A 12,162-nucleotide genomic window follows, 5' to 3' on the forward strand; every position below is an offset into this window, starting at 1 on the left:
TAATCCGCAACGAGAGTGAGCATGTCCGACTATCTGCTTGAAATGAAAGGCATCGTCAAACAGTTTGGCGGTGTCCGCGCGCTTGACGGCATCGACCTGCAGGTGCGGGCCGGCGAGTGCATCGGCTTGTGCGGCGAGAATGGCGCCGGCAAGTCGACGCTGATGAAGGTGCTGTCCGGCGTGTACCCGCACGGCACCTGGGATGGCGAGATCCTGTGGGAGGGCCAGCCCCTGCGCGCGCAATCGATCCGCGACACGGAAGACGCGGGCATCATCATCATCCACCAGGAGCTGATGCTGGTGCCGCAGCTGTCCGTGGCCGAGAATATCTTCATGGGCCGCGAGCTGACCCTGCCCGGCGGGCGCATGCATTACGCGGCCATGTACAAGCGCGCCGACGAGCTGCTGCGCGAACTGAAAATTCCCGAACTGAACGTGGCGCAGCCCGTGATGAATTACGGCGGCGGCCACCAGCAGCTGGTGGAAATCGCCAAGGCGCTCAACAAGAATGCGCGCCTGCTGATCCTCGACGAGCCGTCGTCGTCGCTGACGGCGTCGGAAATCGCCGTGCTGCTCGATATCCTGCGCGCGCTGAAGGCCAAGGGCGTCACCTGCATCTACATTTCGCACAAGCTCGATGAAGTGGCGGCCATCTGCGACACCATCGTCGTCATCCGCGACGGCAAGCATATCGCCACTACGCCGATGGCGCAGATGAACGTCGAGCGCATCATCGCGCAGATGGTGGGCCGCGAAATGAGCCAGCTGTACCCGCAACGCGCGCAGCCGGCACCTATCGGCGAAGTGCTGTTCGAGGCGCGCCACGTAACGTGCATCGATGCCGACAACCCGCAGCGCAAGCGGGTCGACGATGTGTCATTCAGCCTGCGCAAGGGCGAGATCCTCGGCATCGCCGGCCTGGTGGGGGCGGGGCGCACGGAGCTGGTCTCGGCCCTGTTCGGCGCCTACCAGGGGCCGTGCCAGGCCGAAGTGTGGCTCGATGGCCGCAAGATCGATACCCGTTCGCCGCAAAAGGCCATCGCCATGGGCCTGGCCATGGTGCCGGAAGACCGCAAGCACCACGGCATCGTGCCCGACCTCGACGTGGGGCAGAACATCACCCTGGCCGTGCTGGAGGAATTCGCGCGCGCCACGCGCATCGACGGCGAGGCGGAGTTGACGGCCGTGCGCGGCGAGATCGCGAAGCTGGAACTGAAGGCGGCCAGCCCGTCGCTGTCCATCACGAGCCTGTCGGGTGGCAACCAGCAAAAGGCCGTGCTGGCCAAGATGCTGCTGACGCGCCCGCGCGTGCTGATCCTCGACGAACCCACGCGCGGCGTGGACGTGGGCGCCAAATATGAAATCTACAAATTGATGCTGGCGCTGGCCGACCAGGGCGTAGCCATCATCATGGTCTCGTCGGAACTGGCCGAAGTGCTGGGCGTGTCCGACCGCGTGCTGGTGATGGGCGAAGGCCGCCTGCGCGGCGACTTTATCAACGATGGCCTGAGCCAGGAAACCGTGCTGGCGGCGGCGCTGGACCAGCGCCCGGCGCCCGCCGCCAACACCGCAAACAAGGAAACCGCAGCATGAAACCGCACAGTATCAAACAGCTGTTCACCCAATACAAGATGCTGGCCCTGCTGATCGCGGTCGCCTTGATCTGGGCCTTCTTTTCGTGGAAGACGGAGGGCAGTTTCCTCACGCCGCGCAACCTGTCGAACCTGCTGCGCCAGATGTCCGTTACCGGCATCCTCGCCTGCGGCATGGTGCTGGTGATTATCGCCGGCGAGATCGACCTGTCGATCGGTTCCCTGCTGGGGCTGCTCGGCGGCATCGCCGCCGTGCTGGACGTCACGCAGCACTGGCCGCTGGCGCTGAACCTGGCGGCCGTACTCGGCTGCGGCCTGGTGATCGGCCTCTTGAATGGCTACCTGACTGCCTACCGGGGTATCCCGTCCTTCATCGTGGGCCTGGGTGGCATGCTGGCGTACCGCGGCATCCTGCTGGGCATCACGGGCGGCATCACGATCGCACCCGTTTCCGAGCCGATGGTCTACCTGGGGCAGGGCTACCTGCCCGCAGTGCCCGGCATCGTGCTGGGCATCGGCCTGTTCCTGCTGGCCGCCTTCCTGACGTGGCGCGCGCGCGCCAGCCGCGCCCAGCATGGCTTGCCGCAGACGGCGCCCTGGGCCGACGGCTTGCGCCTGGCCGTCATCGGCGCCGTGCTGTACGCCTTCGTGCAAACCCTGAACGGCTATGAAGGCATCCCGCTGCCCGTGCTGTTGCTGCTGGCCTTGCTGGGACTGTTCAGCTACATCACCAGCCAGACCGTGTTCGGCCGACGCATCTACGCCGTCGGCAGCAATATGGAAGCGACGCGCCTGTCCGGCATCAACGTGAAAGCCGTCAAGCTGTGGATCTTCGGCATCATGGGCCTGATGTGCGCGCTGGCTGGCCTGATCAACACGGGCCGCCTGGCGGCCGGTTCACCCTCGGCCGGCACCTTCAGCGAACTTGATGCCATCGCCGCCTGCTTCATCGGCGGCACCTCGATGCGCGGCGGCTCGGGCACCGTGTACGGCGCCCTGATCGGCGCGCTGGTCATGGCCAGCCTCGATAACGGCATGTCCATGCTGGACGTGGACACCTACTGGCAGATGATCGTGAAAGGCAGTATCCTCACCCTCGCCGTGTGGGTCGATGTCAGCACGCGAGCGGGGCGTAGATAGCCGTGAAACGATCTGGCACGGGAGGAGACACCATGAAGATGCCGACCGCGCACCGGATCGCGCTGCTGTTTAACGGGAATAAGATCTATGACCGCGACATCATCGCGGGCATCGCCGCCTACCTGAATACGACGCGCGTGTCGTGGGACCTGTTCCTGGAAGAGGATTTTCGCTGCCGCCTGCCCGGCATCGAGCGCTGGCAGGGCGACGGCATCATCGCCGATTTTGACGATCCCGCCGTCTGCGAAGCGCTGGCGCACAGCCGCCTGCCCGTGGTGGCCGTGGGCGGCTCGTATGCGCGCGCGGAGGATTACCCGGCCGGCATCCCGTACGTGGCGACCGACAATTTCAAGATCGTCAAGCTGGCCTATGAACACCTGGTGGAAGCGGGCCTGACGCGTTTCGCCTGTTTCAGCCTGCCCGAGGCGGACGTCAACCGCTGGGCGCAGGAGCGCGAAACGGCGTTTTGTACCCTGATGGAGCGCGACCACATGCACGCCGACGTGTACCGTGGCGTCGCCACCAGCGCGCCGTCGTGGGACGAAGCGGTGGAGCAGCAGATCGCCTGGCTCAACAGCCTGGAAAAACCCGTCGGCATCATCGCCGTCAGCGACGCGCGCGCGCGCCAGCTGCTGCAAGCGTGCATGCACGCGGGGATCGCCGTGCCGGAGCAAGTGGCCCTGATCGGCATCGACAACGACCCGCTGGCGCGCATGCTCACGCGCATTCCATTGAGTTCCGTGATCCAGGGCACCGAGGAAATGGGCCGCACGGCCGCGCACCTGCTGCACCAGATGTTGAATGGCGCGCGCCTGTCCGGTACACGCATCCTCGTGCCGCCGGCCGGCCTGAACGTGCTCGCCTCCACGCGCCACCAGCCTTTCCAGCATCCGCAGGTGATGCAGGCGCGCCATTTTATTCGCCAGTACGCCTGCCAGGGCATCAAGACGGAGCAGGTGGCCGATTACGTGGGCGTGTCGCGCTCTTCGCTCGAAGCGCATTTCCGCCACGAGTTGGGGCGCAGCGTGCACGACGAAATCCTGCATTTCAAGCTCGATGCGGCCAAGACCCTGCTGGCGCGCGGGCCGGGGCAGGTGGCCGAGGTGGCCGTGCGTTGCGGCTTTACCACGGTGCAGTACATGCATGCCGTCTTCAAGCGCGAACTCGGTTGCACGCCGCGCGAATTCCAGCAGCGCAGCCGGCCGCCGCCAGCTCCCGGGCAGGCGCCATGATGCATCTGCTGCACAATGCGCGCGGCATGCGCGTGGCCATCGACGCGCACGATGCCAGCGTGCGGGCCTGGTGGGCGCCCGACCGCTATGGCCGCCTGGCCGATGTGCTGGGCGCCGCGCCCCCTGCGGCGCCTGCATCCACGGGCTGGCGGTGCGCGCCGCCGGACGACGGCCACCTTTTGATGCACCTGGCGCATGACGGCCTGTTGGTGCGCCTGGCCTACCGGCTCGACGACGATGGCTGCCTGCACCTCGATTGCGCCGCCACGGCCGATACGCTTTCCCGTTTTGCGCTGGCCGCGCCCCTGTTCAATCTGCAGGGCGGCCGCGCCGCCGTGGGCGACCATGTGCTGCGCCTGGCCGCCGACCGTTACCGGCCTTGGCCCGACGGCCACTCTTGCAGCGCTCCGCTTGACGTGGCGGGCAGCGCGTTCGACTTCCGCCAGCCGGCGCCATTCGCTACACGTCTGGCCTGGCCCGCGCTCGTGCACTTGCCGGGATTCCGGCATGACTTTTACTGGACGGGCAGCGGCCAGCTGCGCGAGGCGGCGCGGGTGGCCGATCCCGCTTCCGGCCGGGTCTTGCGTTTTTCCAGCACCCAGGACAGCTGTCATTTGTATTCCGATGCGCGCTGTTTTTCCCTGCTGGCGCAGGGCGTGCAATTGCAGCCGGGACAGGTGATGCGCTTCAGCCTTGCCTACCGTTTGGGCGTGCAGGATATCGATGCGTTTGACATATCCGAACCGGTATCAATGATGTCAAATAAGTGATTGGTCAGATATGCGGGGCAGTTCTACCATGAGGTAGTTTTTCCCTCATTCATTTTTGTCCTGACCGACGCTGCGAACCTGCCCATGAACATACTCACCATCGATGCCGGCACCACCAATACGCGTACCTTGCTGTGGCGCGCAGGCGCCGTCGTCGCCCAGGCGCAGCTGGAAACGGGCGTGCGCAATACCGCCATCGATGGCCATAACGGCGCGCTGAAACAGGCGCTGCGCGACACCATCGCCAGCGTGCTGGCCAGCGCCGGCATCGCGCCGTCCGAGGTGAACCTGGCAGTGGCCTCGGGCATGATCACTTCGCCCATGGGCGTGCGGGAAGTGCCGCATTTGCCGGCGCCCGCCGGCCTGGCCCAGCTGGCGCAAGGCATGCAGGCGGTGGACTTGCCCGACGTGCTGGCGCAGCCTCTGTGGCTGATTCCCGGCGTGCGCAACCAGCATGGCGCCGTCGGTCTGCATAACGTCGAGGCGATGGACATGATGCGCGGCGAAGAGACGGAAGTCGTCGCGCTGCTCGAGCGCCTGCAGTTGCGCGGCGCGGCGACCCTGATCATGCCCGGTTCGCATACCAAACTGATCAGCGTGGACGAACAGCGCCGCATCCTCGGCTGCAGCACCACCATCGCGGGCGAGCTGCTGCAGGCGATCACGCAGCACACCCTGATCAAGCAATCGGTCGATGGCGGTTTTGCCCAGACCCTGGTGCCGAAAATGCTGCTGGCCGGCGCGGCCGCGGCGCAAAAAACGGGGCTGGCGCGCGCCTGCTTCAGCGTGCGCACCCTGGGCCAGTTCAGCGCCATCGAATGCAATGAGCGGGCCAATTTCCTGATGGGCGCCGTCCTCAGCGGCGACTTGCTGGCGCTGCGCAACAGCACCGCCATCCAGATGCGGCCCGATAGCCCGCTCGTCATTACAGGTAAACCCATGCTGCGCCAGGCGCTCGGGCTGCTGATCGAAGAACACGGATTTTTTTATGGCAAGCGCATCATCGTCGACGACCAGCAGCAAGACTGTCTGGCCGGTCACGGTGCGCTGCTGATCGCCGCCGCGCGCGGCTTGATTTCCCCGCAGGAGACAGTATGAGCAGCAACAAGAACAAGCGTCCCTTGCGTTCGCAAGCGTGGTTTGGCGGCGACGACAAGGACAGTTTTATTCACCGCAGCTGGATGAAGAACCAGGGTTATCCCAGCGACGCCTTCGATGGCCGTCCCGTCATCGGCATCTGCAATACCTGGTCCGAACTGACGCCCTGCAATGGCCATTTCCGCGAGCTGGCCGAGATGGTCAAGCGCGGCGTGCTCGAGGCGGGCGGCTTCCCCGTCGAATTTCCCGTCATGTCGCTGGGCGAGACAAATCTGCGCCCGACGGCCATGCTGTTCCGTAACCTGGCCAGCATGGATGTCGAGGAATCGATCCGCGCCAACCCGATCGACGGCGTGGTGCTGCTGACGGGCTGCGACAAGACCACCCCGGCCCTGCTGATGGGCGCGGCCAGCGTGGACTTGCCCACCATCGTGCTGTCGGGCGGCCCCATGCTGAACGGGAATTACCGGGGCAAGCCGATCGGTTCGGGCACCGACGTATGGAAATTTTCCGAAGACGTGCGGGCCGGGCGCATGACGTCAGCCGAATTCAAGCAGGCCGAATCGTGCATGTCGCGTTCCGCCGGCCACTGCATGACCATGGGCACGGCTTCGACCATGGCCAGCATGGTCGAAGCGCTGGGCGTGACCTTGCCCGGCAATGCGGCCATTCCCGCCGTCGATGCGCGCCGCAAGCTGCAGGCGCAACTGACGGGCCGGCGCATCGTCGACATGGTGCATGAAGACCTGAAACTGTCGCAGATCCTCACGCGCGAAGCGTTTGAAAACGCCATCATGGTCAACGGCGCCATCGGCGGCTCGACCAATGCCGTGATCCATTTGCTGGCCATTGCCGGGCGCATCGGCGTGGACATGCGCCTGGGCGACTGGGACCGCCTGGGGCGCGACATTCCCTGCCTGCTGAACCTGATGCCATCGGGCCAGTACCTGATGGAAGATTTTTACTATGCGGGCGGCCTGCCCGTGATCATCCGCGACCTGCTGGGCAAATTGCACGGCGAGGCGCTTACCGTCACGGGCGCCACCATGGCCGTCAACGTGGCCGAAGCGGAAAATTTCAATCCCGAGGTGATCACGCCGCTGGCGCAGCCTTTCAAGGACGAAGGCGGCATCGCCGTCCTGCATGGCAACCTGGCCCCGCGCGGCGCCGTCATCAAGCCTTCGGCCGCCTCGCCCGAGCTGATGCAGCACCGTGGCCGCGCCGTCGTCTTCAACAGCATCGAGCATTATAAAAAGCGCGTTGACGATCCCGCGCTCGATATCGACGCCAGCTGCGTGATGGTGCTGCAAAATTGCGGCCCGCAAGGCTATCCGGGCATGGCGGAAGTGGGCAATATGGGACTGCCGAAAAAACTGCTGGAGCAGGGCGTGCGCGACATGGTGCGCATCTCGGACGCGCGCATGAGCGGCACGGCCTACGGCACGGTGGTGCTGCACGTGGCGCCGGAAGCGGCCGTGGGCGGGCCGCTGGCCCTGGTACGCGATGGCGACATGATTGAACTCGATGTGGCGGGACGCCGCTTGCACCTGGACGTCGATGAGGCGGAGCTGGCGCGCCGGCGCGAAGAGTGGCGCGCTCCCGAGCCGGCCATGAAGGGCGGCTACCAGTCCATGTACATCAAGCACGTGACGCAGGCCGACGAAGGCGCGGATCTGGACTTCCTCGTCGGCTGCCGCGGTTCCGCCGTTCCGCGCGAGTCTCATTGATAACGCACGATCAAACCTGCTGCGCGTCGTCATTTGCGGCCTCGATGCTCACTGTGCTCAAGCACAGTTGCGCGTCTCGGCCACAACTGACTTCCGCTCGCGACAGTTTTATCATGCGTTATACAGAGTTAAAGGAAAAAAGATGATGGGGACACAGGCGCAATTACTGGTCGATGCGCAAAATTTTCTCGGTGAGGGCGTGCGCTGGTGCGAACGCAGCGGCCGCGTTTTCTGGACGAATATCGAAGGCTGCCAGCTGCATGCGCTGGTGCTGGCCACGGGCGAACGCCAGAGCTGGGCCATGCCCGAGCGCCTGGCGTGCTTCGCGCTGACGGATAGCGACGAGGTGCTGTTGCTGGGACTGGCCTCCGGACTGGCCTGGTTTGACGCGCGCAGCGGGGCCGTCACGCGCTTGCACACGGTGGAGGGCGACTTGCCCATGACGCGCCTGAACGATGGCCGCTGCGACCGCCAGGGACGCTTTGTCTTCGGCACGCTCGATGAGCGTCCGTGCCGCGACGCCATCGGCAGCTTTTACCGCCTCAACCTGGACTTGACTCTGGAGCGCCTGCCGCTGCCGCAGATCGCCATCTCGAACAGCATCTGCTTCAGCGTCGATGGCACGGCCATGTATTTCTGCGACTCGATGAAGCGGGCGATCTACCGCTGGGACGATTACCTGGGTGGCGACGCTAGCCGGGTACGCGTGTTTGCCGTGCTCGACCCGGGACCGGGCGCCGCCGATGGCGCCACCATCGATGCGGATGACTACCTGTGGAGCGCGCAGTGGGGTGCCGGCAGGGTCTTGCGCTTCGCGCCGGACGGCAGCGTCGAGCGCAAGATCTGCCTGCCCGTCTCGCAGCCCAGCTGCGTGAGCCTGGGCGGCCCGCACTACGACGAATTGTTCGTCACGACGGCGCAGGAGAACTTGACCCCGGCCCAACTGGCGAGCGAACCGCTGGCTGGCGGATTGTTCCACGCGCGTCAGGTGGGCGTGCGCGGTTTGCCGGAAGTGCGCTTTGGCGCCCTGCCGGCCTGACAGGAGAAAGCATATGCAAAAACACACGGTTTTCAATGGCATCCTCGAACGGGGCATGGTCGGTATCGTGCGCGCCGATTCGCCGGATGCGGCGCTGCAGATCGCCGAGGCGTGCATCGCCGGCGGCATCACGGCGCTGGAAGTGGCGTTCACCACGCCCGATACCCTGGGCGTGCTGCGCACCCTGCGTGAACGCCATGGCCATGACGTGCTGCTGGGCGCGGGCACCGTGCTCGATACGGAAACGGCGCGCGCCGCCATCCTGGCCGGTGCACAGTTCATCATTTCGCCCAGCGTCAACGTGGACACGATCGCGCTGTGCCAGCGCTACCAGGTGCTGTCCATGCCGGGCGCGATGACGCCGACGGAAATCGTCACGGCCCTGCAGGCGGGCGCCGACATCGTCAAGGTCTTCCCCGCCGAGATGTTCGGCCCCGCCTACATCAAGGCCTTGCGCGCGCCCCTGCCGCAAGCGCCATTGATGCCGACGGGCGGCGTGACGGTGGAGAACTTGCATGCATGGTTTGCCAGCGGCGCCGTGGCCGTGGGCATCGGCAGCAGCCTCAGTGGCCCGGGCGCCACGGGCGATTACGCGGCCGTGACGGCGCGCGCGCAGGCTTTCGTGGCGAAGATGGCGGCCGTGCGGACTTCTAGGTCTTCTGGATAGCTCCCTGCCCTGGATAATTCTGCTACGCTAGGCGGGCAATGTCGCACGCTTAACTACGACCAGAATATGCCCAACATCGCCCGCATCCTGCAAGACAGCCGCATCATCGCCATTGTCGGCATGTCCGACAAGCCCGAACGCGCCAGCCATGAAGTGGCCGACTACCTGCTGCGGCATGGCTACCGCGTCTTGCCCGTCAATCCGGCCCTGGCCGGGCGCGAGGTGCTGGGGCAGCGTGCCTACGCCACCTTGACGCAGGCCGCCGCTGCCGTGGCACCGGCGCGCATCGACATCGTCGATTGCTTCCGCAAGTCCGAAGATATCCTGCCCATCGCCGGGGAAGCCATCGCCGTCAAGGCCGGCTGCCTGTGGCTGCAGCTCGACATCGTCAACGAGCCGGCGGCGCAGCTGGCGCGGGCGGCGGGCCTCGACGTGGTGATGGATCACTGCACAAAAATCGAGCACCGCAAGCTGGCGGTGGCGGCATGAAGGCGCGCACGCAATTTCGCGCCGGCAAGGGTTTTGACCTGAGCGAGGATTTCGCCGGCAAGCGCCTGCTGGGCGCCGCCACCAAGGCGGCCAACAAGAAGCTGACGCCGGCCCAGTGCAAGGCCATCGATCGCGAGGAAACCGTGGCCCTGACGGCGCAGATCGCCGAGTGCCAGAGCATGCTGTATGCGCAGCACAAAAAGAAGCTGTTGCTGGTCTTGCAGGGCATGGATACGTCGGGCAAGGATGGCACGGTCAAGGCGATCTTCAGCAACATCAACCCGATGGGCATCCGCGCCGTGGCGTTCAAGGGACCCACCGATATCGAACTGGCGCACGACTACCTGTGGCGCGTGCACCAGCACGTGCCCGTCAAGGGCGAGATCGCCATCTTCAACCGCAGCCATTACGAGGATGTGCTGATCACGCGCGTGCAGGACATGATCGACAAGGCCGAATGCCAGCGCCGCTACGCGCAGATCCGCGATTTCGAGCGCATGCTGAGCGAGACGGGTACCGTCATCCTGAAAATCTTCCTGCACATCTCGAAGGACGAGCAACGGGGACGGCTGCAGGAGCGGCTCGATGATCCCGACCGCCAGTGGAAGTTCGATCCCAATGATATCGCCCAGCGCAAGAAGTGGGATGGCTATCAGCGCGCCTATGAAACGGCGATCCGCGAGACCGATGCCGACCACGCGCCATGGTACGTGGTGCCATCGAACTCCAAGACGCAGCGCAACCTGGTGGTCGCGTCCCTGCTGCTGGAAACCCTGCAGGGCATGAAGCTGGAATACCCGGCGCCGGACCCGAAACTGTCGTCTTTCAAGGTCGAGTAGAGGTCAGGCCAGTTCAGCGCCGCGCCTGCGGAATCGGCCGCGCTGTGGCATAGTATCCCTCGTCGATAATTCAAACCAGACCGGAGATCCATATGCTGCAGTTGAAAGATCCTACCTTGTTGCGTCACCAGGCTTACGTGAATGGAGCCTGGATGGACGCCGATGGTGGCCAGACGATTAATGTGAGCAATCCCGCCACGGGCGAGCATATCGGCACGGTGCCGCTGATGGGCGCCGCCGAGACGCGCCGCGCCATCGAAGCGGCCAATGCCGCCTGGCCGGCCTGGCGAAAGAAGACGGCCAAGGAGCGCGCGGCCGTGCTGCGCCGCTGGCATGACCTGATCCTGGAAAACGCCGACGACCTGGCGCTGATCATGACCACCGAGCAAGGCAAGCCGCTGCCGGAAGCGAAGGGCGAAGTGCAGTTCGGCGCCTCGTTCATCGAGTGGTTTGCGGAAGAAGGCAAGCGCGTCGCGGGCGAGACCCTGCAGTCGCCTTGGCCTGACCGCCGCCTGGTCGTCACCAAGGAGCCGATCGGCGTGTGCGCCGCCATCACGCCATGGAACTTCCCGGCCGCCATGATCACGCGCAAAGTCGGCCCGGCCCTGGCTGCCGGCTGCCCGATGGTCCTGAAGCCGGCGGAAGCAACGCCGTTTTCCGCGCTGGCGCTGGCCGTGCTGGCCGAGCGCGCGGGCGTGCCTGCCGGCGTGTTCAGCATCGTTACGGGCGCGCCGAAAGACATCGGCGGCGAAATGACGTCGAACCCCATCGTGCGCAAGCTGACGTTTACGGGCTCGACCCAGGTGGGCCGCTTGCTGGCGGAACAGTGCGCGCCGACGATCAAGAAACTGTCGCTGGAACTGGGCGGCAATGCGCCGTTCATCGTCTTTGACGACGCCGACCTGGACGCGGCAGTGGAAGGCGCCATCGCCTCGAAATACCGTAACGCGGGCCAGACGTGCGTGTGCGCCAACCGTCTGTACGTGCAGGACAGCGTGTATGACGCGTTTGCCGACAAGCTGGTGGCCGCCGTGGCCAAGCTGAAAGTGGGCAATGGCATCGAAGCGGGCGTCACGCAAGGCCCGCTGATCGACGCCAAGGCCGTCGCCAAGGTGGAAGAACACGTGGCCGACGCGCTGGGCAAGGGCGGGCGCCTGCTGGCCGGCGGCAAGCGCCATGCGCTGGGCAATGGCTTCTTCGAGCCGACCATCATCGCCGACGTGACGAACGACATGCGCGTGGCCACCGAGGAAACCTTCGGGCCGCTGGCGCCGCTGTTCCGCTTCAAGACGGACGATGAAGTGATCGCCCTGGCCAACAACACGGAATTCGGCCTGGCCGCCTACTTCTATTCGCGCGACATCGGCCGCATCTGGCGCGTGGCCGAAGGCCTGGAAACGGGCATGGTCGGCGTCAACACGGGCCTGATCTCGAACGAGATCGCCCCCTTCGGCGGCGTCAAGCAATCGGGCCTGGGCCGTGAAGGGTCGACCTACGGTATCGAAGATTACCTGGTCATCAAATACATCTGCATGGGCGGTATCTAGGATTCTTGATTAAATCTACTGC

Annotated in this window: 11 protein-coding genes; all 11 read left to right on the plus strand. The window is 65.2% G+C overall.

Going from position 1 to position 12,162, the window contains the following annotated elements; translation table 11 throughout:
* Nucleotides 1–21 precede the first annotated feature (21 nt).
* The 11 genes from xylG (at nucleotide 22) to gabD (ending at nucleotide 12,140) form a co-directional block, all read left to right on the plus strand.
* Nucleotides 22–1,593 carry a D-xylose ABC transporter ATP-binding protein gene (xylG, locus tag P9875_RS01740; RefSeq protein ID WP_278317434.1) on the plus strand — a complete coding sequence of 524 codons (1,572 nt, stop codon included), beginning with the start codon at nucleotides 22–24 and terminating at the stop codon, nucleotides 1,591–1,593.
* Entirely contained in the window at nucleotides 1,590–2,732 is a 1,143-nt protein-coding gene (locus P9875_RS01745; RefSeq protein ID WP_034783811.1) for a sugar ABC transporter permease, read from the plus strand. The genes xylG and P9875_RS01745 overlap by 4 nt, the downstream gene beginning before the upstream one ends.
* 32 nt (nucleotides 2,733–2,764) lie before the next feature.
* Complete coding sequence (locus P9875_RS01750) at nucleotides 2,765–3,964, plus strand: XylR family transcriptional regulator (RefSeq protein ID WP_278317435.1); 1,200 nt, start codon at nucleotides 2,765–2,767, stop codon at nucleotides 3,962–3,964.
* Nucleotides 3,961–4,734, plus strand: coding sequence for a hypothetical protein (locus tag P9875_RS01755; RefSeq protein ID WP_278317436.1), 774 nt, complete (start codon nucleotides 3,961–3,963; stop codon nucleotides 4,732–4,734). Before P9875_RS01750 ends, P9875_RS01755 begins: the two co-directional genes overlap by 4 nt.
* 84 nt (nucleotides 4,735–4,818) lie before the next feature.
* Complete coding sequence (locus P9875_RS01760) at nucleotides 4,819–5,832, plus strand: 2-dehydro-3-deoxygalactonokinase (RefSeq protein ID WP_278317437.1); 1,014 nt, start codon at nucleotides 4,819–4,821, stop codon at nucleotides 5,830–5,832.
* Entirely contained in the window at nucleotides 5,829–7,559 is a 1,731-nt protein-coding gene (gene araD / locus P9875_RS01765) for an L-arabinonate dehydratase (protein WP_099401123.1), read from the plus strand. Before P9875_RS01760 ends, araD begins: the two co-directional genes overlap by 4 nt.
* Before the next feature lie 142 nt (nucleotides 7,560–7,701).
* The gene (locus P9875_RS01770) at nucleotides 7,702–8,598 is read left to right on the plus strand and encodes an SMP-30/gluconolactonase/LRE family protein (protein WP_423221811.1); all 897 of its coding nucleotides are present in this window, start codon (nucleotides 7,702–7,704) and stop codon (nucleotides 8,596–8,598) included.
* Nucleotides 8,599–8,611: 13 nt separating this feature from the next.
* Complete coding sequence (locus P9875_RS01775; RefSeq protein ID WP_278317438.1) at nucleotides 8,612–9,265, plus strand: bifunctional 2-keto-4-hydroxyglutarate aldolase/2-keto-3-deoxy-6-phosphogluconate aldolase; 654 nt, start codon at nucleotides 8,612–8,614, stop codon at nucleotides 9,263–9,265.
* 66 nt (nucleotides 9,266–9,331) lie between these two features.
* Nucleotides 9,332–9,754 carry a CoA-binding protein gene (locus P9875_RS01780; protein ID WP_176387870.1) on the plus strand — a complete coding sequence of 141 codons (423 nt, stop codon included), beginning with the start codon at nucleotides 9,332–9,334 and terminating at the stop codon, nucleotides 9,752–9,754.
* Nucleotides 9,751–10,593 (plus strand): PPK2 family polyphosphate kinase, encoded by an 843-nt coding sequence (locus P9875_RS01785; protein ID WP_099377730.1) that lies wholly within the window; start codon nucleotides 9,751–9,753, stop codon nucleotides 10,591–10,593. Before P9875_RS01780 ends, P9875_RS01785 begins: the two co-directional genes overlap by 4 nt.
* Nucleotides 10,594–10,685: 92 nt before the next feature.
* Nucleotides 10,686–12,140 carry an NADP-dependent succinate-semialdehyde dehydrogenase gene (gene gabD, locus P9875_RS01790; protein WP_278317439.1) on the plus strand — a complete coding sequence of 485 codons (1,455 nt, stop codon included), beginning with the start codon at nucleotides 10,686–10,688 and terminating at the stop codon, nucleotides 12,138–12,140.
* The last annotated feature ends 22 nt before the right edge of the window (nucleotides 12,141–12,162 follow it).

Source organism: Janthinobacterium rivuli (assembly GCF_029690045.1).
In the GTDB taxonomy this organism is placed as follows: Bacteria; Pseudomonadota; Gammaproteobacteria; order Burkholderiales; family Burkholderiaceae_D; genus Janthinobacterium; species Janthinobacterium rivuli.

Coding starts and splice junctions, on each gene's coding strand:
- xylG (WP_278317434.1), top strand. CDS start 22: ATGTCCGACTATCTGCTTGAAATGAAAGGCATCGTCAAACAGTTTGGC.
- P9875_RS01745 (WP_034783811.1), top strand. CDS start 1,590: ATGAAACCGCACAGTATCAAACAGCTGTTCACCCAATACAAGATGCTG.
- P9875_RS01750 (WP_278317435.1), top strand. CDS start 2,765: ATGAAGATGCCGACCGCGCACCGGATCGCGCTGCTGTTTAACGGGAAT.
- P9875_RS01755 (WP_278317436.1), top strand. CDS start 3,961: ATGATGCATCTGCTGCACAATGCGCGCGGCATGCGCGTGGCCATCGAC.
- P9875_RS01760 (WP_278317437.1), top strand. CDS start 4,819: ATGAACATACTCACCATCGATGCCGGCACCACCAATACGCGTACCTTG.
- araD (WP_099401123.1), top strand. CDS start 5,829: ATGAGCAGCAACAAGAACAAGCGTCCCTTGCGTTCGCAAGCGTGGTTT.
- P9875_RS01770 (WP_423221811.1), top strand. CDS start 7,702: ATGATGGGGACACAGGCGCAATTACTGGTCGATGCGCAAAATTTTCTC.
- P9875_RS01775 (WP_278317438.1), top strand. CDS start 8,612: ATGCAAAAACACACGGTTTTCAATGGCATCCTCGAACGGGGCATGGTC.
- P9875_RS01780 (WP_176387870.1), top strand. CDS start 9,332: ATGCCCAACATCGCCCGCATCCTGCAAGACAGCCGCATCATCGCCATT.
- P9875_RS01785 (WP_099377730.1), top strand. CDS start 9,751: ATGAAGGCGCGCACGCAATTTCGCGCCGGCAAGGGTTTTGACCTGAGC.
- gabD (WP_278317439.1), top strand. CDS start 10,686: ATGCTGCAGTTGAAAGATCCTACCTTGTTGCGTCACCAGGCTTACGTG.